The organism is Pantoea sp. 1.19, from assembly GCF_001922585.1.
Taxonomy (GTDB): Bacteria; Pseudomonadota; Gammaproteobacteria; order Enterobacterales; family Enterobacteriaceae; genus 1-19.
The window spans coordinates 1-22011 of record NZ_MRBS01000008.1; the positions used below are offsets into that span (position 1 = coordinate 1).

General features: G+C 61.0%; 20 protein-coding genes, 1 tRNA gene, 1 pseudogene and 1 riboswitch. Of the genes and pseudogenes, 11 read left to right on the forward strand and 11 right to left on the reverse strand.

Translation table 11 applies throughout. The features are described 5' to 3' along the window. On the forward strand, positions 1 to 280 hold a 280-nt coding region (locus BS626_RS14140; RefSeq protein WP_139308726.1), incomplete at its 5' end, for an integrase core domain-containing protein. Between the two features lie 311 nt (positions 281 to 591). Further along, a complete protein-coding gene (locus BS626_RS14145; protein ID WP_075183040.1) occupies positions 592 to 1149 on the forward strand; it encodes a glycosyltransferase family 9 protein in 558 nt (185 codons plus the stop codon). Between the two features lie 78 nt (positions 1150 to 1227). On the opposite strand, the pseudogene BS626_RS18410 reads toward BS626_RS14145, so the two are convergent. Beyond that, a pseudogene (locus tag BS626_RS18410) lies at positions 1228 to 1335 on the reverse strand (phosphogluconate dehydrogenase C-terminal domain-containing protein); the annotation flags it as partial. A gap of 179 nt (positions 1336 to 1514) precedes the next feature. Further along, a tRNA-Ile gene (locus BS626_RS14150) sits at positions 1515 to 1590 on the reverse strand. A gap of 185 nt (positions 1591 to 1775) precedes the next feature. Here BS626_RS14150 and mug point away from each other — a divergent pair. Continuing rightward, positions 1776 to 2300, forward strand: coding sequence for a G/U mismatch-specific DNA glycosylase (gene mug / locus BS626_RS14155; RefSeq protein ID WP_075183041.1), 525 nt, complete (start codon positions 1776 to 1778; stop codon positions 2298 to 2300). A gap of 65 nt (positions 2301 to 2365) precedes the next feature. Here the strand turns inward: mug and rpoD are convergent, their stop codons facing one another. From rpoD to rpsU, 3 genes are all read right to left on the reverse strand, one after another. After that, positions 2366 to 4213 carry an RNA polymerase sigma factor RpoD gene (gene rpoD / locus BS626_RS14160; RefSeq protein ID WP_075183042.1) on the reverse strand — a complete coding sequence of 616 codons (1848 nt, stop codon included), beginning with the start codon at positions 4211 to 4213 and terminating at the stop codon, positions 2366 to 2368. 196 nt (positions 4214 to 4409) lie between these two features. Next, positions 4410 to 6173, reverse strand: coding sequence for a DNA primase (gene dnaG / locus BS626_RS14165; protein ID WP_075183043.1), 1764 nt, complete (start codon positions 6171 to 6173; stop codon positions 4410 to 4412). 202 nt (positions 6174 to 6375) lie between these two features. Continuing rightward, positions 6376 to 6591, reverse strand: a complete 216-nt coding sequence (gene rpsU, locus BS626_RS14170; protein WP_001144069.1) for a 30S ribosomal protein S21 — start codon at positions 6589 to 6591, stop codon at positions 6376 to 6378. A gap of 285 nt (positions 6592 to 6876) precedes the next feature. Here rpsU and tsaD point away from each other — a divergent pair, with 285 nt between their 5' ends. After that, complete coding sequence (gene tsaD, locus BS626_RS14175; RefSeq protein ID WP_075183044.1) at positions 6877 to 7908, forward strand: tRNA (adenosine(37)-N6)-threonylcarbamoyltransferase complex transferase subunit TsaD; 1032 nt, start codon at positions 6877 to 6879, stop codon at positions 7906 to 7908. On the opposite strand, the gene plsY is transcribed toward tsaD, so the two are convergent. Continuing rightward, positions 7905 to 8516 (reverse strand): glycerol-3-phosphate 1-O-acyltransferase PlsY, encoded by a 612-nt coding sequence (gene plsY, locus BS626_RS14180; protein ID WP_075183045.1) that lies wholly within the window; start codon positions 8514 to 8516, stop codon positions 7905 to 7907. The two genes, tsaD and plsY, sit on opposite strands and share 4 nt — an antisense overlap. A gap of 106 nt (positions 8517 to 8622) precedes the next feature. Here plsY and folB point away from each other — a divergent pair, with 106 nt between their 5' ends. Both folB and bacA read left to right on the forward strand, forming a co-directional pair. Further along, positions 8623 to 8982 (forward strand): bifunctional dihydroneopterin aldolase/7,8-dihydroneopterin epimerase, encoded by a 360-nt coding sequence (folB, locus tag BS626_RS14185; RefSeq protein WP_075183046.1) that lies wholly within the window; start codon positions 8623 to 8625, stop codon positions 8980 to 8982. A 148-nt stretch (positions 8983 to 9130) separates the two neighbouring features. Continuing rightward, positions 9131 to 9949 carry an undecaprenyl-diphosphate phosphatase gene (gene bacA, locus BS626_RS14190; protein WP_075183047.1) on the forward strand — a complete coding sequence of 273 codons (819 nt, stop codon included), beginning with the start codon at positions 9131 to 9133 and terminating at the stop codon, positions 9947 to 9949. Between the two features lie 17 nt (positions 9950 to 9966). Here bacA and BS626_RS14195 read toward each other — a convergent pair whose 3' ends face one another. After that, on the reverse strand, positions 9967 to 11193 hold the full coding sequence (locus tag BS626_RS14195) for a multifunctional CCA addition/repair protein (RefSeq protein ID WP_075183048.1): 1227 nt from the start codon (positions 11191 to 11193) through the stop codon (positions 9967 to 9969). A 103-nt stretch (positions 11194 to 11296) separates the two neighbouring features. Further along, on the reverse strand, positions 11297 to 11911 hold the full coding sequence (locus BS626_RS14200; protein ID WP_075183049.1) for a TIGR04211 family SH3 domain-containing protein: 615 nt from the start codon (positions 11909 to 11911) through the stop codon (positions 11297 to 11299). 335 nt (positions 11912 to 12246) lie between these two features. Between BS626_RS14200 and BS626_RS14205 the strand changes: the two genes are divergently transcribed. The 3 genes from BS626_RS14205 (at position 12247) to hldE (ending at position 17938) form a co-directional block, all read left to right on the forward strand. After that, a complete protein-coding gene (locus BS626_RS14205) occupies positions 12247 to 13551 on the forward strand; it encodes an inorganic triphosphatase (protein WP_075183050.1) in 1305 nt (434 codons plus the stop codon). A gap of 35 nt (positions 13552 to 13586) precedes the next feature. Continuing rightward, positions 13587 to 16436 carry a bifunctional [glutamate--ammonia ligase]-adenylyl-L-tyrosine phosphorylase/[glutamate--ammonia-ligase] adenylyltransferase gene (glnE, locus tag BS626_RS14210; protein ID WP_075183051.1) on the forward strand — a complete coding sequence of 950 codons (2850 nt, stop codon included), beginning with the start codon at positions 13587 to 13589 and terminating at the stop codon, positions 16434 to 16436. Between the two features lie 77 nt (positions 16437 to 16513). Further along, complete coding sequence (hldE, locus tag BS626_RS14215) at positions 16514 to 17938, forward strand: bifunctional D-glycero-beta-D-manno-heptose-7-phosphate kinase/D-glycero-beta-D-manno-heptose 1-phosphate adenylyltransferase HldE (RefSeq protein ID WP_075183052.1); 1425 nt, start codon at positions 16514 to 16516, stop codon at positions 17936 to 17938. Between the two features lie 34 nt (positions 17939 to 17972). Here hldE and BS626_RS14220 read toward each other — a convergent pair whose 3' ends face one another. Beyond that, entirely contained in the window at positions 17973 to 18284 is a 312-nt protein-coding gene (locus BS626_RS14220) for an accessory factor UbiK family protein (protein ID WP_075183053.1), read from the reverse strand. A gap of 190 nt (positions 18285 to 18474) precedes the next feature. Beyond that, positions 18475 to 18623: riboswitch (FMN riboswitch) on the forward strand. Positions 18624 to 18731: 108 nt separating this feature from the next. Here BS626_RS14220 and ribB point away from each other — a divergent pair. Beyond that, positions 18732 to 19391: a 3,4-dihydroxy-2-butanone-4-phosphate synthase gene (ribB, locus tag BS626_RS14225; protein ID WP_075183054.1), complete on the forward strand. Its 660-nt coding sequence runs from the start codon at positions 18732 to 18734 to the stop codon at positions 19389 to 19391. Positions 19392 to 19422: 31 nt separating this feature from the next. Here the strand turns inward: ribB and BS626_RS14230 are convergent, their stop codons facing one another. Then, entirely contained in the window at positions 19423 to 19812 is a 390-nt protein-coding gene (locus BS626_RS14230; RefSeq protein ID WP_075183055.1) for a cell wall hydrolase, read from the reverse strand. A 192-nt stretch (positions 19813 to 20004) separates the two neighbouring features. Between BS626_RS14230 and ygiD the strand changes: the two genes are divergently transcribed. After that, complete coding sequence (gene ygiD, locus BS626_RS14235; protein ID WP_075183056.1) at positions 20005 to 20790, forward strand: 4,5-DOPA dioxygenase extradiol; 786 nt, start codon at positions 20005 to 20007, stop codon at positions 20788 to 20790. A gap of 52 nt (positions 20791 to 20842) precedes the next feature. Here ygiD and BS626_RS14240 read toward each other — a convergent pair whose 3' ends face one another. Next, positions 20843 to 22003: a glutathionylspermidine synthase family protein gene (locus BS626_RS14240; protein WP_075183057.1), complete on the reverse strand. Its 1161-nt coding sequence runs from the start codon at positions 22001 to 22003 to the stop codon at positions 20843 to 20845. Positions 22004 to 22011: the final 8 nt, after the last annotated feature.

Sequence of the window (22011 nt, forward strand, 5' to 3'; positions counted from 1 at the left end):
TCTGGCGCAGTGGGCAGAAGAGCATGGTGTGGTTCTCGAATTTATCAAACCGGGGAAACCGACACAGAACGCATTTATAGAAAGATTTAACCGAACATACCGGACAGAAATACTGGATTTTTATCTATTCAGAACACTGAATGAGGCACGGGAGATAACGGAGCGTTGGCTGAATGAATACAACAGCGAGCGACCTCATGAATCCCTGAATAACCTGACGCCGGAAGAATACCGGTTGATGGCTGAAAAACCGGGGATCTCAAAAAGTACGTGGAACTAACGTAGGGATACTTACACAACCAGTCGCCTTCAGGTTAATGCTGGGGCTGTAGGTGTAGCGCGCCGCGCTGCTTCTGGTTTGGGGTGGCACGTGCCGGTACAGCTGACGGTGTACTCTGCCTTTCCTGATAATCACTAGGTACGTCTTAATTTATAAAATTCGCTAAAAAAATGAGAAAACAGTGGAGGATCTTAAAATTTTTAAGCGATGTTTAAGCCTCGCTTTTCCATTGTTGGAATATTCAGTAAGACAAAAGCCGGATACCAAAAGCGAAGAATAGACCGGATAATCCCGGTAGGAGAGCCGGCGCTGTGGTGGCGGTGCTGGCTGACTTTTTTGGATTGCGGGCCATCACTCTGCCGCCCTACGATCTCCACGTGCCGGTAGAAGTAGATAACGAGGTAAAAAACTACCTGGCGACATCTGGCTCAGCGCGTAATGTGATTATCAATATCTTTACCGGCAGCCCAGAACGGTGTTTTTCTGAGGCGCAGCTTTGCCGCATCATCGCGATGATCCGTCAGCGCTATGCTGATGTGAGGATTATTTTGCTCGATCACCGTCGTCAGCTAACGCTACCCCTGCCGCCAGGCGTGGCAGCTCACCCCTTCAGCACCCTGCAGCACGTGATGGCGCTGATACGGCGTGCGGATCTGATTATTTCGCCAGATACCGCCATTGTGCACATTGCCGCAGCCTGGCAAAAGCCGCTGGTGTCGGTTTATAAAAATGTGGTGGATAATAACGATCTCTGGGCGCCTGGCTATCCTCAGGCCAGCCAGATCATTGTTCAGCGGCGGTCGATCCGCGAAGTGGAGGCGGTGCCGGAATTGATTATGGAGCAGATACAGCTGCGGGGCTGGCTATAGCCGCTGGCGCAGGTGTCGATCGCTGGCTGGCAGTGTGGGTACACTGCCGGCCGCGCGTTTTTTAGGGGACGTGACGAATTAACGCCTGATGGCGTCGATTTTCAGCATGCGGGCGATCTCCAGGTCCAGCTCTTTCTGATCGAAGATCTGCTTCCAGTCCGGCTTGATGATTTTTTCGCGACCGTACAAGTCTGATGGATCTAAAAAATCCTGCTTAGCGGTTTTTTTGGCCTACGCCAGCGAAAAGTTAATGGAGAGGGGTATATGCAAAAAAATCGGCCGCCATTTTGCCGCCAATGATGAAACCACAAACAAAAAAGCCACTCACTAGAGTGGCTTAATTATATGATTTTAAAGCTAAAATTTGGTGGCCCCTGCTGGACTTGAACCAGCGACCAAGCGATTATGAGTCGCCTGCTCTAACCACTGAGCTAAGGGGCCTGCGGAGCGCAAGTATAATGGAACCGCGCGGCGCAATCCAGCATTTCGCCGCCGACTGACGGTTTTTCCGTCATTTTTTAACCAGCAGAAACACCTTATGCCTGAAGGGCTTAGCCGCTGTTATACTGGCATTGGGCGATCATTCGCCGCGCAGGGGCAGTGAGAGAATAAAACGGAGTCATACGATGAGTGATAAGGAACACGGCATTAGCGATATCCTGGCCCCGGGGCTGCGGGTGGTGTTTTGCGGTATTAATCCCGGCAAGTCATCTGCGCATACCGGTTTTCACTTTGCCCATCCGGGGAATCGCTTCTGGAAGGTGATCTGGCAGGCCGGTTTTACCGATCGGTTATTAAAGCCGGAGGAGGAGCAGCAGCTGTTGGATACCGGCTGCGGCATTACCATGCTGGTGGAGCGGCCGACGGTGCAGGCCAGCGAGGTGACGAGCGCGGAGTTCCGCGATGGCGGGCGGCAGCTGATTGAGAAGATCCAGCTGTGGCAGCCGCAGGCGCTGGCGATCCTGGGCAAGGATGCGTTTAAGAAAGCGTTTCGTCAGAGTCGGGTGGAGTGGGGCAGGCAAGCGGTGACCATCGGCGAGACGGCGGTGTGGGTACTGCCGAACCCCAGCGGACTGAACCGCGCCACGGTGGAGAAGATGGCCGAGTCGTATCGCGAGCTGGAGCAGTGGCTGGCGCTGGGCGGCGAATAAAAAACCCTGCCGAAGCAGGGTGATAGACGCGGGATACAGGCCGGCGCCGTGCGGCGCCGCCTGACTTAGTCGTCGAGGAAGCTGCGCAGCACTTCCGAACGGCTCGGGTGGCGCAGCTTGCGCAGCGCCTTGGCTTCAATTTGACGAATACGCTCGCGCGTGACGTCGAACTGTTTGCCCACCTCTTCCAGCGTGTGGTCGGTGTTCATGTCGATGCCAAAGCGCATGCGCAGCACTTTGGCTTCGCGCGCGGTCAGGCCGGCCAGTACGTCGTGCGTGGCAGAGCGCAGGCTTTCCGAGGTGGCAGAATCCAGCGGCAGCTCGAGGGTGGTGTCCTCGATAAAGTCGCCCAGATGCGAATCTTCGTCGTCGCCGATCGGCGTTTCCATCGAGATCGGCTCTTTGGCGATTTTCAGCACCTTGCGGATTTTGTCTTCCGGCATCAGCATGCGTTCGGCCAGCTCTTCCGGCGTCGGCTCGCGGCCCATTTCCTGCAGCATCTGGCGCGAAATACGGTTGAGCTTATTGATGGTCTCAATCATATGCACCGGAATACGGATGGTGCGCGCCTGATCGGCGATAGAACGGGTGATCGCCTGGCGGATCCACCAGGTGGCATAGGTGGAGAACTTGTAGCCGCGGCGATATTCGAACTTGTCGACCGCTTTCATCAGGCCAATGTTGCCTTCCTGAATCAGATCGAGGAACTGCAGACCGCGGTTGGTGTACTTCTTGGCGATCGAGATAACCAGACGCAGGTTCGCTTCAACCATCTCTTTCTTCGCGCGGCGCGCTTTCGCTTCGCCGATCGACATGCGACGGTTGATGTCCTTGACCTGCTCAATGGTCAGGCCGGTCTCTTCTTCGATCTGATGCAGTTTCTGCATGCTGCGCATCACGTCTTCTTCGACTTCGCGCAGTTTTTCCGACCACGGCTTGTTCATCGCCAGCGCCGCCTGGAACCAGGTCTGGTTGGTTTCATTGCCGGTGAACAGGGTGATGAAGTTCTTCTTCGGCATCTTGCACAGCTCGATGCACAATTTCATGATCAGGCGCTCCTGGGTCCGCACGCGCTCCATCATTTCGCGCATGTTGTTGACCAGGTAGTCGAACTGCTTCGGCACCAGGCGGAACTGTTTGAACACGTCAGACAGGTTCTGAATTTCAATCTGGGCGTCGGCGTGGCTGCGGCCTTTTACCTTGATGACGTCGCGCGCGGCTTCGTACTGGGTACGCAGCTCAACAAACTTCTCGCGCGCCAGTTCCGGATCGATGCTGTTGTCATCGTCGCTGCTGTCGTCGTCGTCGCTCTCTTCGTCTTCGTCTTCATCATCGTCGCGCTGGTCGTCGGTCAGTTCAGAGCCCACGTGGGTCGCGGTCGGCGCGATATCCTCTTCGGCGTTCGGATCGACAAAACCGGTGATCAGATCGGACAGGCGGCTTTCGCCCGCCTCGACGCGGTCGTACTGCTCCAGCAGATAGGTGATGGCTTCCGGGTACTCGGCGACGGAGCACTGTACCTGGTTGATGCCATCCTCAATCCGCTTGGCAATGTCGATTTCGCCTTCGCGGGTCAGCAGTTCGACGGTGCCCATTTCGCGCATGTACATGCGCACCGGGTCGGTGGTACGGCCAATTTCAGATTCTACGCTGGATAATACCTGAGCTGCCGCTTCCGCCGCGTCTTCATCCGTATCGCTGCTGTTTTCATTCAGCATCAGATCGTCGGCATCCGGGGCCTCTTCCACCACCTGAATACCCATGTCGTTGATCATTTGGATGATGTCTTCAATCTGATCGGAATCGACGATATCCTCCGGCAGATGGTCATTGACCTCGGCATAGGTCAGATAGCCCTGCTCCTTACCACGGGTGACAAGCAGCTTCAGCTGTGACTGCGGGTTTTGCTCCATAAGACGGTATCCACACTTCTGTTAATTAGATTGGTATCGGTCGGCGGGTCAGCCAACAATAACAGCGAAGGCGTTGCGATTATTGCCGCGGCCCTCATCGCGGCTGTCAGCCTGCTGCTGACCTGTATTCGGCACTGAAGCCGCGTTGTTTGGTTGTGCCCGACTGCGGCGATCGCGCCGCAGCGGCAGAAAGCGTCTACGACTCTTTCGGGGTACTCTTTTTGGCGAACGCCTGGTTCAACGTCCAGTATTCGCGGCGTTCGCTGGCGTTCAGGCCGTGAGTTCGCTCGCGGGCAATAAGGTACTCGAGCCGGTGCTCAAGCGCCGCGTCGTACATCCGGGCTAACGCATCCTGGAACATGTTGTCGACTTCCTCATCCACGATCATGTGGTTCCAGGTGGCCAGCGTTTCAAGGTGCTGGCTAAATTTTGTTCCGCGATAGTGCTCTAAAATCTGCCCCTGACTCAGTCCGGGATGGGCCTGACAGGTGCTGACCAGATCGGCAAACAGCGGCAGACCCGCCATGCCGGATGCAGACAGCCCGTCCAGGGGCGGCACCCATTTCACCAGCGCCGGTTTTTGCAACAGCAGTCCTATCAGTATACGCATGGTTGTGCGTTTTAGCTGTGGCGCTGCGCTTACCTTATTGGCATCGGCCGTTTTGGGCATTAGGCGGTCAAGCTGTGCGTCATCGAGAATGCCCAGCTTATTGCCGAGCTCCTGACGCAAATAGATGCGCAGCGTCTCGCCCGGCACCTGACTTATCAGCGGCAGCGCCAGCGTGCTCAGGCGCGCGCGGCCGTCCGGGGTGCTCAGGTCGACCTGCGGCAGCAGCGAGTCGAACAGGAAGCGCGACAGCGGCATCGCCTGCTCCATCCGCGCCTCAAACGTCGCTTTCCCCTCTTTACGAATCAGCGTATCGGGATCTTCGCCGTCCGGTAGAAACATAAAGCGTAGCTGACGGCCGTCGCTCATCCAGGGGAGCGCCGTTTCCAGCGCCCGCCAGGCGGCTTCGCGACCGGCGCGATCGCCGTCATAGCAGCAAATCACGTTGTCAGTGGCGCGAAACAGCAGCTGTATATGATCCGAGGTGGTCGAGGTACCGAGCGAAGCCACCGCGTAGTTGACGCCAAACTGCGCCAGTGCCACCACGTCCATATAGCCCTCCACCACCAGCAGGCGCGGGGGCGACGGCGTGTTTTTTTGCGCTTCATACAGGCCGTACAGCTGCCGGCCTTTATGAAAAATATCGGTTTCCGGTGAGTTCAGGTACTTCGGCAGCGCGTCGCCGAGCACGCGTCCGCCAAATCCAATCACCCGCCCGCGCTTATCGCGGATCGGAAACATCACCCGCTCGCGAAAGCGGTCGTAGCTGCGGCCTTTATCGTTGGTGACCAGCATGCCCGCATCGGTCAGCGACTGGCGGTTTTCCGCGTTCTGGCCAAAGCGTTTCAGCGCGTTGTCCCAGCCCGGCGGCGCAAAGCCAATCGCAAAATGCTCGATCACTTCGCCGCTCAGCCCGCGCTGATTCAGATACTCCCGGGCCGGCGCGGCCTGCGGCGCTTGCAGTGCCTGCTGATAGAAATCGCGCAGGCCGTCCATCAGCTGATACAGCGTCTGACGCTGATGGCGCTCCATTTGGTTAGGACCGCTGCCCGCTTCATACGGCACATCCAGTCCGTGCTGGCTGGCCAGTTCTTCAATGCTTTCGACAAACTCCAGGCGATCATAGTTCATCAAAAAATCGATCGCGTTGCCGTGGGCCCCACAGCCGAAGCAGTGATAAAACTGTTTTTCACCGTTTACGGTGAAAGAGGGGGTCTTTTCGTTATGAAAGGGACAGCACGCGTGAAAGTTTTTACCCTGCTTTTTCAGCTTCACCCGCACATCGATTAAATCAACAATGTCGGTGCGTGCCAGCAAGTCATTAATGAACGCGCGTGGAATTCTTCCGGCCATCGTTACCCTTCATGTCTCAGTCTGCTACGTGGGATGCCGTCCGGGCTGAGCCGACGACCGCCCCGTGGCTGACCGGGGGTGACTGCTCCCGCGGGCGAAATTGCGAAGGCCCTGAACGAGAACAAGCCGCGCATTCCTTTCGGAAAGCACGGCCTTGCGAACTGCTTACTGATCTGTCATGCAGGAGGCGAGCCTCCCGTCATTAGTACAGACGAGTGCGGCGTGCGTTTTCGCGAGCCAGTTTCTTGGCGTGACGCTTAACGGCAGACGCTTTAGCGCGCTTACGCTCGGTGGTGGGTTTTTCATAAAACTCACGACGACGAACTTCAGCCAGAACGCCTGCTTTCTCGCAGGAACGCTTGAAGCGACGCAGTGCTACGTCGAACGGCTCGTTTTCACGTACTTTAATTACCGGCATGTAACTCTCACCTCGATAAATTCGGTATTGCTGGCGTCGGTGCCAGCGCATTTCAAAATGGTGCGGAATTTTACTTCAACCGACAGTCCGTTGTAAAGCGCTGTGCACAATTCTGCGCCAGAATCTGCGCCGGCGCGGGCCCGATTTTCAGCAAGCAGATGATTATACAGTAAAGCGGCGGCGGCGAAAATTTTTTACCGTCCGGGCGGCTCGCGGGGAGGGGCAACACTGCCGCCGCGCCGCCTGGCTGTGCTACACTGCGCGCCGCAGATCGGAGGGGTAATCATGCGAGTATTGGGAATTGAAACGTCCTGCGATGAAACCGGCATCGCAATATATGATGACGCGGCGGGCCTGCTGGCCAACCAGCTCTACAGCCAGGTCAAGGTGCATGCGGACTACGGCGGCGTAGTGCCGGAGCTGGCCTCGCGCGATCACGTGCGGAAAACCGTGCCGCTCATTCAGGCCGCGCTGCGGGAGGCGCAGCTGACGCCGCAGCAGATTGACGCCGTGGCCTGGACCGCGGGACCCGGCCTCGTCGGCGCCCTGCTGGTGGGCGCTACCGTCGGCCGCGCGCTGGCGTATGCCTGGAGCGTGCCGGGCGTGCCGGTACACCACATGGAGGGCCACCTGCTGGCCCCGATGCTGGAAGAGACCCCGCCGGCGTTTCCCTTTGTGGCGCTGCTGGTCTCCGGCGGCCATACCCAGCTGATTGCCGTCACCGGTATCGGTGAGTATCGCCTGCTCGGCGAGTCGATTGATGACGCCGCCGGTGAAGCCTTTGATAAGACCGCCAAGCTGCTCGGGCTGGATTATCCCGGTGGGCCGCTGCTGTCAAAGATGGCGCAGCAGGGGACGGCGGGCCGCTTCACCTTCCCGCGGCCAATGACCGATCGTCCGGGGCTGGATTTCAGCTTCTCCGGTCTGAAGACCTTTGCCGCCAATACCATCCGCAGCCACGACGGCGATGCGCAGACCCACGCGGACATTGCGCGTGCGTTTGAAGATGCGGTGGTGGAGACGCTGGCGATCAAGTGCCGGCGCGCGCTGGAGCAGACCGGTTTTACCAACCTGGTGATTGCCGGCGGCGTCAGCGCCAACCGCACGCTGCGCGCCCGGCTGGCCGAGATGATGAGCGCCCGCGGCGGCGCGGTGTTTTACGCCCGTCCGGCATTTTGTACCGATAACGGCGCCATGATTGCGTATGCGGGAATGGTGCGGCTGAAAGCCGGCGTTAACGGCGAGCTGGGCGTAACCGTGCGGCCGCGCTGGCCGCTGGCGGAATTGCCGCCGGTGCCCGCCGCGTCGGCGGATTAATCGTCCTGGCGGGGCGTTTTTTTCCGCTTCCAGATTTTGCTCTCCTGACCGCGCCACAGACGCTGAATATTGTCGTGGTGGCGCAGCAAAATCAGGCAGGAGAGCATCGAGACTGGAAAGGTGAATTGCGGTTTAAACCACCAGACGTAGAAGGGCGCCACCAGCGCGCTGACGATCGCCCCCAGCGAGGAGTAGCCGCTGAGCAGTACGGTGAGCAGCCAGGTGCCGGTCATCAGGCCGGTCAAATCCCAGCCGATGGGCGCAATGGCGCCAAACGCCGTCGCGACGCCCTTACCGCCTTTAAAGCGGAAGAAGACCGGATAGATATGGCCAAGGCAGGCGGCGATGGCGGTCAGACCCAGCCAGATTGGCGAGACGCCGAGTGAGTAAGCCAGCCAGACCGGCAGCATGCCCTTGAGCACGTCAAAAATCAGCACCGCGGCGGCGGCGGCTTTGCCGCCAATGCGCAGCACGTTGGTGGCGCCGGGGTTGCCGGAACCGTGCTGGCGCGGATCGGGCAGGCGCGCCAGTTTGCACACCAGAATGGCACTGGACACAGAGCCGCAGAGATACGCAAAAATGATCATGCCCAGCGCGATAGCACTCATAGCGTCGTTCCGTCTGTTGGGGTCGTTTTGCTCTTAGTAACCGTGGATAATACGCATAATCTGCCGCGAGTGGTATCCGGCTAATGCAGAAACAGAGACTAACATCATGGATATCGTATTTATAGAGCAGCTCACCGTTTTCACCACGATTGGCGTATACGACTGGGAGCAGCACATTCAGCAGAAACTGGTGTTCGACGTTGAGATGGCCTGGGACAATCGCCGCGCGGCGGCCAGCGATGACGTCAATGACTGCCTGAGCTATGCCGACGTGGCGCAGGCCATTATCGATCACGTGGCTGGCGGCCGCTTCGCGCTGGTGGAGCGGGTGGCCGAGGAGCTGGCGGATCTGCTGCTTGCCCGCTTTGCTTCGCCGTGGGTGAGCATCAAAGTCAGCAAGCCCGGTGCGGTGGCGCAGGCCGCCACGGTCGGGGTGCGGATCGTGCGGGGGACTAATCCGAAATAAATTCTGTGTGATTGCCATCACACCCAAAGCAGATCACAGTAAGCAGGCCTTAACGCTACGTTAAGGATTTTCAGGCACGATTTTCCAGCGGCCTCGCAGATGCGCGACCGCTTTTTTGTGGGCTTTAATGAGGCTAGAGGGTTTATTCATGGCGGATCTACACGCATTGTGGATAGCGGCAATACTGGGCGTGGTGGAGGGGCTCACCGAGTTTCTGCCGGTTTCCTCCACCGGACACATGATAATTGTTGGGCACCTGCTCGGATTTGAGGGGCCGAAAGCCGCGACCTTTGAGGTAGTGATCCAGCTTGGCTCGATTCTGGCGGTCGTGGTGATGTACTGGCGCCGGCTGTTTGCGCTGATCGGTCTGCGCTTTGGCGAGGTGCCGCACGAGGGCAGCGGCAGTGGACGACTGACGTTGGGGCATATCCTGCTGGGCATGTTGCCGGCGGTGGTGATCGGCCTGCTGCTGCATGACGCCATAAAAAGCCTGTTTAATCCGATTAACGTGATGTACGCGCTGGTGGTCGGCGGCGTGCTGCTGCTGGCGGCCGAACTGCTGAAGCCGAAAACGCCGAAAGCGGAAGGGATTGATGACCTGACCTACCGTCAGGCGCTGGTTATCGGCTGCTTCCAGTGTCTGGCGCTGTGGCCGGGCTTCTCGCGCTCCGGGGCCACCATTTCCGGCGGGATGCTGATGGGCGTCAGCCGCTATGCCGCGGCTGAGTTCTCGTTTGTGCTGGCGGTGCCGATGATGATGGGCGCGACGGTGCTCGATCTGTATAAGAGCCTGTCGTTCCTGACGCTGGCGGATTTGCCGATGTTTGCCGTCGGCTTTGTCACCGCGTTTATCGTCGCGCTGATCGCCATCAAAACCTTCCTGCACCTGATCAAGCGGATGTCATTTATTCCGTTTGCCATCTACCGCTTTCTGGTCGCGGGCGCGGTCTACCTGGTGTTCATGTAAGGCGACCGGCAGGCCGGTTAACCGGCCTGCCGCTGCCATTCCTGCACGCGCGCAATGCGCTGGCGGGTAAGCGCCTCGCGAATCGCCGGACCGCGAAAACCGGCCTCGACCACCTCTTTATTGCTCACCGAACCGGCCACGGCAAACGCTTCGCGCAGGTAATCCCCTTGCGGATAGGGCTGATGTTCCAGCGTTGCGCGGCCGCGCGCGTCGGCTTCGCTGCACTGCGCCAGCTGCTCCACCCGCTGCGGCTTACGCCAGGCATCCAGATGGTCAAACAGGGCGACCAGCGTGTCAGCCGACTGGCGACTCACCGTATGAATGCGGTCATGATATTCCGCCACCAGTACCGCCAGATCGCGCAGCGCATTGGGCACGCGCAGACGGGCGCACAGCGCGGTAATCAGCGGCACGCCGGCCTGACCGTGTCCGGGATGGCTGGGCCAGTACGCCGGCGGAGTATGCCCTTTGCCAAGGTCATGGCACAGGGTAGCAAAGCGCACATCCAGCGCCGGACTGAGGCGGGCGGCCATAGCCAGCGCCATCAGGGTGTGTACGCCGGTATCAATCTCCGGGTGCCATTTGGCCGGAGCCGGCACGCCAAACAGCGCATCCACTTCGGGAAACAGCACCGCCAGCGCGCCGCAGTCGCGCAGGACCTGAAAATAGACCTGCGGATTTGGGGTGGCGAGCGCCAGCTCGGTCTCTTTCCACACCCGCTCGGCGGTCAGTTCGGCCAGTTCACCGCTGGCGACCATCTGGCGCATCAGCGTCCGGGTCTCGTCGGCGATGCGAAAGTTAAGGTGGGCAAAGCGGGCGGCAAACCGCGCCACGCGCAGCACGCGCAGCGGATCTTCGCTAAAGGCCGCCGACACGTGACGCAGCAGACGCGCCTGCAAATCGGCCTGGCCACCCCAGGGGTCGACCAGCGCGCCGTCCGTATCGCGGGCGATAGCGTTGATGGTTAAATCGCGGCGCTGCAGGTCCTGCTCCAGCGTCACCTCGGGGGTAAAGTCGCAGATAAAGCCGGTGTAGCCGCGTCCGGATTTACGCTCGGTGCGGGCCAGCGCGTACTCTTCGCGGCTATCAGGATGGAGAAAAACCGGAAAGTCGCGGCCCACCTGCTGATAGCCGCGCGCCAGCATGGCGTCGGGGGTTGCGCCTACCACTACCCAGTCGCGATCTTTCACCGGCAGATTGAGCAGCGCGTCGCGCACGGCGCCGCCGACCAGATAACTCTTCACGTGGCGTCTCCAGAAAGGCAGGGAACAGGGGAGCTATGTTGCAGGAAAACCCGGCGCGTGGCCAGGTTATCTGCGGTCGTCAACGAAAAGGGCGCGCGGCGCCTCAGTTCATCCAGCGATCGTTTTTCTTGCGGCGCGGGATCATATGCGGCAGCAGCAGGCCGAGCAGCAGGCCGACGCCGGCCACGCCGCCGCCGTACATAAACCACTGCATGATGATGGTGCGCTGCTTGTCATCCAGCTGCACATTGGCGGCGCTGACCTTTTTCTGCGCCACCACCAGCTGATTTTTTAGCTGTTGATTCTCTGCTTTCAGGCTACCGATGGCGTCATCGCTGCCTGCCACTTTCTGCTGCATATCAGCGGTGCGTTTATTCCAGCTGGCGTCAATATTGGCCAGCTTATCGGTCAGGTCTTTCACCTGCTTCTCCAGCTCTGGCACGCGGGTACGCAGGCTGGGCTGTTCGCTCAGCTGTTTCAGTGGAATCCAGGCGGTGCGATTATTGGCGTCGCGCACCTGGCCATAATCGCCGTTGGTTTGTAGCAGGGTGACCGACTCACCGGCGTTCAGCGTGCCGACCAGCCGATACTGATCGCCGGGGCCGCTGCGCACCCAGGTGGAGAGTTCATCAGAAATGTAGCGTTGCGGTTCCGCGTGAGCGGGCAATGCCGCACTCAGGGCGAGTAAAGTGAGGCCAGTTAGCGCTGTTTTTTTCATTCGGGTTTGTAGTTACGTTAGTTCCTGAGAAGGTCTCGGCACAGTGTGGAGTGGCTTACCGCAAAGCTGAATGAGAACACTCCTGGTCTCACCCGGCCATACGGCCACAGAATCGCAAGAAAGCCAGGACAGCTCACCGCGTTCTGCATTACTCTCTGAGCCATGGCTCCCCGTCATACTGCACTCTGGCAACTAATGCAGGCGTCGGGGGGGAATTCGCTTCAGGCGCGCGCGCAGCGATGCCGCGTTGCGGGGGCCTGAATCCACGCCTGTCCGCCCGATGGCGGCGGGTCCGGCAGGGCGTTTACCCTGTCCGTCAGCATGATTAAGAGATTATGACCGTAGAGATTGAAGTAAAGTTCATTGCTAACGCAACCGCCGCGGCGGCGCTGCCCGACCTGCTGTCGCGCTGGCCGCATCAGACCTGCCCACCGCAGGCGCTCAGTAATATCTATTATGAGACCGCCGACAAGCAGCTGCGCCGCTGGGACATGGGCCTGCGCATTCGCGGCTGGGACCAGCAGTATGAAATGACGCTGAAAACCGCCGGGGATACGGTCGGCGGGCTGCACCAGCGTGCTGAATACAACGTGTCGCTGAGCGCGCCGGCGCTGGACGTGGCGTTGCTGCCGGCAGACGTGTGGCCGTCGGGCACCGACGTGAGCGCCCTGCAGCAGGCGCTGACCCCGCTGTTCAGTACCCACTTTACCCGCGAGAAGTGGCTGGTCACTTACCGCGACAGCCAGATAGAAGTGGCTTTTGACCGCGGTGAGGTGGCGGCGGGCGAGCGGCGGGAACCGCTGAGCGAAATCGAGCTGGAGCTGAAAAGCGGGCAGCGGGATGCGCTGCTGGCCTTCGCCGCCGAGCTGGCGGCGCAGCCGGGCCTGCGGCTGGGCAGTGAAAGCAAGGCGGCACGCGGCTACTGGCTGGCGCAGGGGGCGCCGCGGCGGGAGTCCCGTCCGTTCCCCACGCTGCTGCCGGCGGCGAAAAGCACGGTGGAAGAGGGGATGCGCGACGCCCTGCTGCTGGCGCTCAGCCACTGGCAGTATCACGAAGCGCTGTGGCTGCAGGGCGAAGCGGCGGCGCGCGATGGCGTCATTGCCGCGCTGGAGGCCATGCGTCAAACCTTTACGCTTTGCGGTGCGCTGGTGCCGCGCAAGGCCAACGCCCGACTGCGTGAGGCGCTGAGTGAGCTGGAGACGCGGCTGACCGCGCCCGATGCCACCGCAGAGGCGACGGTTTGCTCGCCGGTCTCCGTGCAGGCCCAGTTAGCCCTTACTCACTGGCTGGTAAGCGCCAGCTGGCGGGATTATTGCGATGAAAAGGCCCGCACGCGGCTGGCGGGCTCGTGGAAGCGGTTTGCCGACATTATGCTGGGACGGCTGGCCGCCGATTTGAAAGAGGCTTTTCAGCGCGTGCCGACGCTGGCGGCGCTGCGCGATAAGCAGCCGCGCCTGACGCGCCAGCTGCTGACGCTGCGGCTACTGGCCGGCGCCTACCCGCCTGCGGCGGTGGCAGGCTGGCTCGAGCCGTGGCAGCAGCTGGCGCAGGCCATTAGCGACGGCGATGAGCCGATGGCCCTGTATACCAGCCAGCAGGCGCTAAAACAGGCCGCCTTTTGGAAAAACGGCAGTCACTAACGACTGCCTCGCGTAGTAACCCGCAGGGAGTGTCTATGTCAGTGTTACCTCTGCCTGCCGACTGGCAGGCGCAGCGAGCGGCGTTAGCAGAAAAAGTAGGTGAGTCATCACTTACCGATCAGCAGCTGGCGGTGTTGGCTTTCAGCGATTTTGTAGCGGAAAATCTCGGTCAGCATCCGGCCTGGTGGCAGGCGCTGCAGGCGCAGCCGCCGCGCCCGGAAGAGTGGCAGGATTATCGCCACTGGCTGACAGAACGTCTGGCCACCGTGAGCGACGAAGCGGCGCTGATGCGCGAGCTGCGGCTGTTTCGCCGTGAGATGCTGGTGCGCGTCGCGTGGATGCAGACGCTGCAGCAGAGCGACACGGCCACTACCCTGCAGCAGCTGAGCGTGCTGGCGGAAACGCTGATCGTCGCCGCGCGCGACTGGCTGTACCGCGCCTGCTGCCAGGAGTGGGGCACCCCCTGTAATCCCGAAGGCGACGCGCAGCCGCTGCTGATCCTCGGGATGGGCAAGCTGGGCGGCGGTGAGCTGAATTTTTCATCGGACATCGACCTGATTTTTGCCTGGCCGGAAAACGGCTGCACCCGCGGCGGGCGGCGGGAGCTGGATAACGCCCAGTTTTTTACCCGCCTCGGCCAGCGGCTGATCAAAGTGCTCGATCAGCCTACCGTCGATGGTTTTGTCTATCGCGTTGATATGCGGCTGCGGCCGTTTGGCGACAGCGGTCCGCTGGTAATGAGCTTTGCGGCGCTGGAAGATTACTACCAGGAGCAGGGGCGCGACTGGGAGCGCTACGCGATGGTGAAAGCGAAGCTGATGGGCGACGCTGACGATCGCTGGAGCGAGGAGCTGCGCCAGCTGCTGCGCCCATTTGTTTTCCGCCGCTATATCGACTTCGGCGTCATTCAGTCGCTGCGCAATATGAAAAGCATGATAGCCCGCGAGGTGCGTCGCCGCGGCCTGACCGACAACATCAAGCTCGGCGCCGGCGGTATCCGCGAAACCGAATTCATTGTGCAGGTGTTTCAGCTGATTCGCGGCGGACGCGAGCGTGCGCTGCAGCGGCGCGCGCTGCTGCCAACCCTGACCGCGGTGGGCGAGCTGCATTTGCTGCCGCCGGAGCAGGTGGCGGCGCTGCGCACGGCCTACCTCTATCTGCGGCGCCTCGAAAACCTGCTGCAGAGTCTGAATGACGAGCAGACCCAGACCCTGCCCGCCGATGAGGCGCATCGTGCCCGGCTGGCGTGGGCGATGGGGGCGGCGGACTGGGCGGCGCTCAGCGCGACGCTGGCCGCGCACATGGCCGCGGTGCGCGGCATTTTCAACGAGCTGATTGGCGACGACGAGGCCGACGGCCAGGAGGAGCAGAGCAGCGGCCACTGGGCGGCGCTGTGGCAGGATCCGCTGGATCGGCTGGAGCTGGCGCCGTGGGTGCCGCACCTCGATTCCGCCGGTGCCGGGCAGCTGTGGCAGGCGCTGCGCGAATTTCGCCTTGATGTTGATAAGCGCACCATCGGACCGCGTGGGCGCCAGGCGCTGGATCAGCTGATGCCAACCCTGCTGGCGGAAGTGTGCGTGCGCGACGATGCCGGCGTGACGCTGACGCGCCTGACCCCCCTGCTACTGGGGATTGTCAGCCGCTCCACCTATCTGGAACTGCTGATGGAGTTCCCCGGGGCGCTGAAGCATCTGATCCGCCTCTGCGCCGCCTCCCCACACGTTGCCAGCCAGCTGGCGCGCTACCCGCTGCTGCTGGATGAGCTGCTGGATCCGGCCACGCTGTATCAGCCGACCGCCACCGACGCCTACCGCGATGAGCTACGGCAGTATCTGCTGCGCATTCCGGAGCAGGACGAAGAGCAGCAGCTGGAGGCACTGCGGCAGTTTAAGCAGGCGCAGCTGCTGCGCATTGCGGCGGCAGACATTGCCGGCACCCTGCCGGTAATGAAAGTGAGCGATCACCTGACCTGGCTGGCCGAAGCGATGATTGAGGCGGTGGTGCAGCAAGCCTGGCAGATGATGGTGCAGCGCTATGGCCGCCCGTCGCACCTGGCGGACGATGGCGAACGCGGCTTTGCGGTGATCGGCTACGGCAAACTGGGCGGCTGGGAGCTGGGCTACAGCTCCGATCTCGATCTGGTGTTCCTGCACGACTGCCCGGCCGACGCGGTGACGCTGGGCGATCGCAGCATCGACGGGCGCCAGTTTTATCTGCGGCTGGCGCAGCGGGTCATGCACCTGTTCAGTACCCGTACCGCCTCGGGGATTCTGTACGAGGTCGACGCGCGGCTGCGCCCTTCCGGCGCCGCCGGGATGCTGGTCAGCACGTTTGCGGCCTTTGACGCGTACCAGCGCGACGAGGCCTGGACGTGGGAGCATCAGGCGCTGGTACGGGCGCGCATCGTGTACGGCGGCAGCGCACTCAGCGCGCGCTTTAATGCCATCCGTCACGCGATTCTCAGCCTGCCGCGCGATCCGCTGACGCTGCAGACCGAGGTGCGCGAGATGCGCGAAAAGATGCGTGCGCATCTCGGCAATAAGCACAAAGATCGCTGGGACATTAAAGCCGATGCCGGTGGGATTACCGATATTGAGTTCATTACCCAGTATCTGGTGCTGGCGAACGCCAGCCGCGAGCCGGCGCTGACCCGCTGGTCGGATAACGTGCGGATCCTCGCGCTGATGGCGCACTACGATTGCCTGTCTGACCAGGAGGCACAGGCGCTGACCGAGGCCTATGTGACTCTGCGTGATGCGCTGCATCACCGGGCGCTGCAGGAGCAGCCGGGATACGTGGCGATGGACGCCTGGTTGGCGCTGCGTCGGCAGGTGGATGACAGCTGGCAGCGCTGGCTGGTGACGCCGGCGGCGGCTGACGAGTAACCCGTCAGCAGAAGCATCGCGGTGTTCTGTGGTATGATTCGCGCAACACACTATGACTGCAGTCTGGAGTAACTGGAATGAAGGTAACACTGCCTGATTTTAACCGCGCGGGCGTGCTGGTGGTCGGCGATATTATGCTGGATCGTTACTGGTATGGCCCGACGGGGCGCATTTCACCGGAAGCCCCGGTGCCGGTGGTGAAAGTCGAGACCGTGGAAGAGCGCCCCGGCGGCGCAGCGAACGTGGCGATGAATATCGCCTCGCTGGGTGCGCATTCGCGCCTGGTGGGACTGACCGGCATTGATGATGCCGCCAGGGCGCTGGGCAAGGCGCTGGAAAAGGTCAATGTGCAGTGTGATTTCGTGCCGGTACCCACGCATCCCACCATTACCAAGCTGCGCATTCTGTCGCGCAATCAGCAGCTGATTCGGCTGGATTTTGAAGAGGGCTTCGACGGGGTCAACTTCACGCCGCTCAACGAGCGGGTCAGCCAGTCGCTCGGCAAGGTGGGCGCGCTGGTGCTGTCCGACTACGCTAAGGGCGCGCTGGCGCAGGTTGAGTCGCTGATTGCCCTTGCCCGCGAGGCGGGCGTACCGGTGCTGGTCGATCCGAAAGGCACCGATTTTGAACGCTACCGCGGTGCTACCCTGCTGACCCCCAACCTCTCTGAATTTGAAGCGGTGGTGGGCAAATGCAAAACCGATGAGGAGCTGGTGGAGCGCGGCCTGCGTCTGATTGCCGACTTTAACCTGACGGCGCTGCTGGTGACCCGCTCTGAGCAGGGGATGACATTGCTGCAGCCGGGCAAAGCGCCGCTGCACCTGCCGACTCAGGCGCAGGAGGTGTATGACGTCACCGGCGCCGGCGATACGGTGATCGGTACGCTGGCGGCCGCGCTGGCGGCGGGCACCTCGCTGGAGGAGGCCTGCTTTCTCGCCAATGCGGCGGCGGGCATCGTTGTCGGTAAGCTGGGCACATCAACGGTGTCGATCGTCGAGCTGGAGAACGCCATCCACGCCCGCCCGGACAGCGGCTTCGGCGTGATGGACGTGGCTCAGCTGAAGCTGGCGGTGGCGCAGGCGCGTCAGCGCGGTGAGAAGGTGGTGATGACGAACGGCTGCTTTGACATTCTGCACGCCGGCCACGTTTCTTATCTGGCTAACGCACGCAAGCTGGGAGACCGGCTGATCGTGGCGGTGAACAGCGATGCATCTACCCGCCGGTTGAAGGGCGAGACGCGGCCGATTAATCCGCTGGAACAGCGGATGATCGTGCTGGGCGCGCTGGAGGCGGTGGACTGGGTAGTGCCGTTTGAAGAGGACACGCCGCGGGCGCTGATCGCCGAAATTCTGCCGGATCTGCTGGTGAAAGGCGGAGATTATCAGCCGGAAGAGATTGCCGGCAGTGAGGAAGTGTGGGCTAACGGCGGGGAGGTTCGGGTGCTGAACTTTGAAGATGGCATCTCGACCACCCGGATCGTCAGCAAAATCCTCGCGAAGTAATCGTGGCCCCCTCCCGCCGGGAAGGGGCTCCGGCTTACGCCTGCGGCGGCGCGCTGTCTGCCGGGGCGTCGACCTCCGGCGCACCACGGGTGCTGTCCGGCGTACTTGCCTGGCTTTCCAGCGCGCTCAGGCGCTGTTCCAGCAGCGCCAGCTTTTCGCGGGTGCGCAGCAGCACCTGAGTCTGCACGTCAAACTCTTCACGATTTACCAGGTCCAGACGCGACAGCTGCGACTGCAGCACCTGACGAATTTTCTTCTCCACATCATCACCAAGTTCGCGAATGCCTTTCGGCATGGATTCGTGCACCTGACGGGCGAGCTGTTCGATTTTTTTGGGGTCAATCATGGTTGCGTCCTGAAGGCGGCTATTTTGCAGATAAGTGTAATGCCAATGTGCGATCGGGGAAACTGTAAATCGGCCGACCGGCGTTTTTTCAGCGTAAAGCGGTCATCGCCAGGTGCCCCGCCCGGGTGGTGAACCCGTTTAGGCTTTTTTGTACATTGCTCCACCAGGTTTATGGCGTTATAGTTAGCGGGCTTATTCTCAGGGCGGGGTGCAATTCCCCACCGGCGGTAAATCAGCAGCGCGCTGAAAGCCCGCGAGCGCTTCTGCCTCGGCAGAAGGTCAGCAGATCCGGTGTGATTCCGGGGCCGACGGTAACAGTCCGGATGGGAGAGGATAACGTATCATGACGGGGCACGGCCCCGGCACGCCGTTATTATCAGGTCTCAGAGACACTCCTAAGCACGCCCTGGTTCTGGTAACCCCTATATTTGTGAAGGTATTTTTACCATGAATCAGTCGCTTTTATCTGAATTTGGCACGCCGATTGCGCGTGTGGAACAGGCCCTGGCGGCACTGCGTGAAGGTCGCGGTGTGATGGTGCTCGATGACGAGAACCGAGAAAACGAAGGGGATATGATTTTTCCTGCCGAAACCATGACCGTCGAGCAGATGGCGCTGACCATCCGCCACGGCAGCGGCATCGTCTGCCTGTGCATCACCGAGCAGCGCCGCCAGCAGCTGGATTTACCGATGATGGTTGAGAGTAACACCAGCGCTTACGGCACCGGTTTTACCGTGACCATCGAAGCCGCCAAAGGCGTCACCACCGGCGTCTCTGCGGCTGACCGCCTGACCACCATTCGCGCGGCGATCGCCGATCGCGCCGTCCCGGCCGATCTGCATCGTCCGGGTCACGTGTTCCCGCTGCGCGCGCGCGAAGGCGGCGTGCTGAGCCGCGGTGGCCATACCGAAGCCACGATCGATCTGGTGTCGCTGGCCGGCTTTAAGCCGGCAGGCGTGCTGTGTGAGCTGACCAACGACGATGGCTCGATGGCGCGTGCGCCGGAGTGCATCGCCTTTGCCCGGGCGCACGACATGCCCGTAGTGACGATTGAGGATCTGGTGATGTATCGCCGACAGCAGGAAGAGACCCGTCAGGCGAGCTGAAAGCAGTAAGGCCGGAGGGATCCGGCCTGGATTAACTCTGGTTAGCGGTATAGAACACGTGGTTGCCAATCACCAGCGTTTGCTGGAACGATCCCCGCCAGTAGGGCTTGACCCGCCGGGTATGATAATAGGTTGCGCCGCCTGTAATATCCTTCACTTCCCCTGCAACGATGCGATTAGCCAGCGATTTTGCCCGCTGCCAACTCGCATCCTTGTCAGAGGGGATACGGTGCGCCATCCGTTTCAAATGCGTCCAGGAGAACTGCCCCGGCGCGTAAACCACATCACACACTTCCTTCGGCTTCCAGTTGGCCCGGTTCATGGTGACCGCGCCCACGGCAATCTGCCCTTTCAACGACTCGCCCCGCGCCTCATGGTAAATATTCAGCGCGAGGCACAATATTGCGCCTTGTACAACCATCTCAACTCCGTCACTCAGGAAAACGTCACGCAGTGTAACTAAGTCGGTCCGGGGTGCCTCTGGGAGTGTTCTTAATTTGTTTACTTTTCAGACAATCAGTTTTTCTGACGATCTTCATCACGGATATCCGGGTTCTTTGCGGAAGTATTGCGCGTATCTTTGGATTATTGCTCAATAATTCTGGAGAACATCATGAGCCTGTCCCGCACGCCGGCGCTGTTCCTCGGGCACGGCAGCCCGATGAACGTCCTGCAGGAAAACCGCTATACCGCCGCCTGGCGTCGGCTGGGCGAGACGCTGCCGCGGCCGCGCGCCATTCTGGTGGTTTCGGCCCACTGGGTGACCGAAGGTACGGCGGTCACCGCCATGGCGCAGCCGCGGACCCTGCATGATTTTGGCGGATTCCCTCAGGCGCTGTTTGCGACCGGCTATCCGGCGCCGGGCTCACCGGCGCTGGCGCAGCAGATTATTGATCTGCTCGCGCCGCTGCCGGTGGCGGCCGATACCGCATGGGGACTGGACCACGGTAGCTGGGGCGTCCTCATCAAAATGTATCCCGAGGCGGATATTCCGGTGGTGCAGCTGAGCATGGATGTTACGCAACCGGCGCTGTGTCATTTTCAGCTTGGACAGCGGCTGGCCGCGCTGCGCGAGCAGGGGGTGATGCTGGTTGCCAGCGGGAACGTGGTGCATAACCTGCGGCGCGTGGTCTGGCAGGAGCCGGCCGCGCCCTGGCCGTGGGCGCGGGCCTTTGAGGCGTTTGTGAGCGCCAGCCTGGACTGGCAGGGCGAGGCGGCGGCGCATCCGCTGGTTAACTTTATGCAGCATCCCGACGCGGCGCTGGCCAACCCGTCGGCGGAGCACTTCCTGCCGCTGCTCTACGTGCTGGGCAGCCGCGGGCGCGACGAGGCAATCAGCGTGCCGGTGGCGGGGATCGAGATGGCGTCGATCAGTATGCTGTCGGTTCAGGTGGGGTAGCGGGGCCGGCGGCGGAGAGCGGCGCGGGGCAGCTGCCACCGCGCCGCGGGCATTATTCGACGAAGGCGTGCGGGTAGAAGCGCGACAGATCCTGCGTGATCAGTTCGCGATCTTCCCGCAGGCCAATGCCGGCTGGCTGATCGTTGATAAGCCAGCTGCCGATCAGCGTATAGCTGTCGCCAAACTTCGGTAGCGGGTGGAACTGCTGCACGATCGTTCCCTCTTCGCCGTAGGGGCCGTCCACGCGGGCGATCTCCTCACCGTTCTCCACGATGCGAATATTGGCCCCCTCGCGGGAGAACAGCGGCTTCACCACGTATTTGGCCATCGGCGGCACGTCATCATCGGCAAAATAGGCCGGTAGCAGGTTGGGGTGATCCGGGAACATCTCCCACAGCAGCGGCAGCAGCGCCTTATTGGAGAGAATGCTTTTCCACGCCGGCTCCAGCCAGCGCACGCCGGCATCTTCCAGCTTGGTGGAGAACATCTCGCGCAGCATAAACTCCCACGGATAGAGCTTAAACAGGTTGCCAATTACCTGATCGTGCGGATCGGTGAACTGTCCTTTCTCGCCGAGGCCAATTTCGTCGATGTAGAGGAATTCGCTCGGCAGTCCGGCCTCGGTCGCGCAGTCCTGCAAATACTGAACGGTACCGCGATCTTCGTCGCTGTCGCGGCAGCAGGCAAAATGGATCCAGCTAAAGCCATGCTGCTGATGCAGCTCGGCAAAGCGATCGATGATCTTCTCTTGCAGGCTGTTGAACTGGTCACTGCCGGCCGGCAGTGCGCCGGCCTTGAGCTGATCTTCCAGCCAAATCCACTGGAAGAAGGCGGCCTCATACAGTGAGGTCGGGGTATCGGCATTGTTCTCCAGCAGCTTGATGTCACCGCTGCCGTCCCACGCCAGGTCAAGGCGCGAATAGAGCGACGGCTGACGCGTCAGCCAGGACTGACGAACAAAGGCCCAGGTGTGTTTTGGAATGCAGAAGCGGGTCATCAGCGCGTCGCTGTTGACTACCCTCTCCACGGCCTGCAGGCACATTTGATGCAGCTCGGCGGTTACCGTTTCCAGCCGATCGATCTGGGCGGCAGTGAACTGATACCAGGCGTCTTCACACCAGTAGGGTTCGCCGTAGAGGGTATGAAAGCGAAAGCCAAACTCATTGGCTTTTTCACGCCAGTCCGGGCGCTCGGTAATTGCAATACGCTTCATCGCCGGGC

Coding starts and splice junctions, on each gene's coding strand:
- mug (WP_075183041.1), top strand. CDS start 1,776: ATGAGTGATAAGGAACACGGCATTAGCGATATCCTGGCCCCGGGGCTG.
- rpoD (WP_075183042.1), bottom strand. CDS start 4,213: ATGGAGCAAAACCCGCAGTCACAGCTGAAGCTGCTTGTCACCCGTGGT.
- dnaG (WP_075183043.1), bottom strand. CDS start 6,173: ATGGCCGGAAGAATTCCACGCGCGTTCATTAATGACTTGCTGGCACGC.
- rpsU (WP_001144069.1), bottom strand. CDS start 6,591: ATGCCGGTAATTAAAGTACGTGAAAACGAGCCGTTCGACGTAGCACTG.
- tsaD (WP_075183044.1), top strand. CDS start 6,877: ATGCGAGTATTGGGAATTGAAACGTCCTGCGATGAAACCGGCATCGCA.
- plsY (WP_075183045.1), bottom strand. CDS start 8,516: ATGAGTGCTATCGCGCTGGGCATGATCATTTTTGCGTATCTCTGCGGC.
- folB (WP_075183046.1), top strand. CDS start 8,623: ATGGATATCGTATTTATAGAGCAGCTCACCGTTTTCACCACGATTGGC.
- bacA (WP_075183047.1), top strand. CDS start 9,131: ATGGCGGATCTACACGCATTGTGGATAGCGGCAATACTGGGCGTGGTG.
- BS626_RS14200 (WP_075183049.1), bottom strand. CDS start 11,911: ATGAAAAAAACAGCGCTAACTGGCCTCACTTTACTCGCCCTGAGTGCG.
- BS626_RS14205 (WP_075183050.1), top strand. CDS start 12,247: ATGACCGTAGAGATTGAAGTAAAGTTCATTGCTAACGCAACCGCCGCG.
- glnE (WP_075183051.1), top strand. CDS start 13,587: ATGTCAGTGTTACCTCTGCCTGCCGACTGGCAGGCGCAGCGAGCGGCG.
- hldE (WP_075183052.1), top strand. CDS start 16,514: ATGAAGGTAACACTGCCTGATTTTAACCGCGCGGGCGTGCTGGTGGTC.
- BS626_RS14220 (WP_075183053.1), bottom strand. CDS start 18,284: ATGATTGACCCCAAAAAAATCGAACAGCTCGCCCGTCAGGTGCACGAA.
- ribB (WP_075183054.1), top strand. CDS start 18,732: ATGAATCAGTCGCTTTTATCTGAATTTGGCACGCCGATTGCGCGTGTG.
- BS626_RS14230 (WP_075183055.1), bottom strand. CDS start 19,812: ATGGTTGTACAAGGCGCAATATTGTGCCTCGCGCTGAATATTTACCAT.
- ygiD (WP_075183056.1), top strand. CDS start 20,005: ATGAGCCTGTCCCGCACGCCGGCGCTGTTCCTCGGGCACGGCAGCCCG.
- BS626_RS14240 (WP_075183057.1), bottom strand. CDS start 22,003: ATGAAGCGTATTGCAATTACCGAGCGCCCGGACTGGCGTGAAAAAGCC.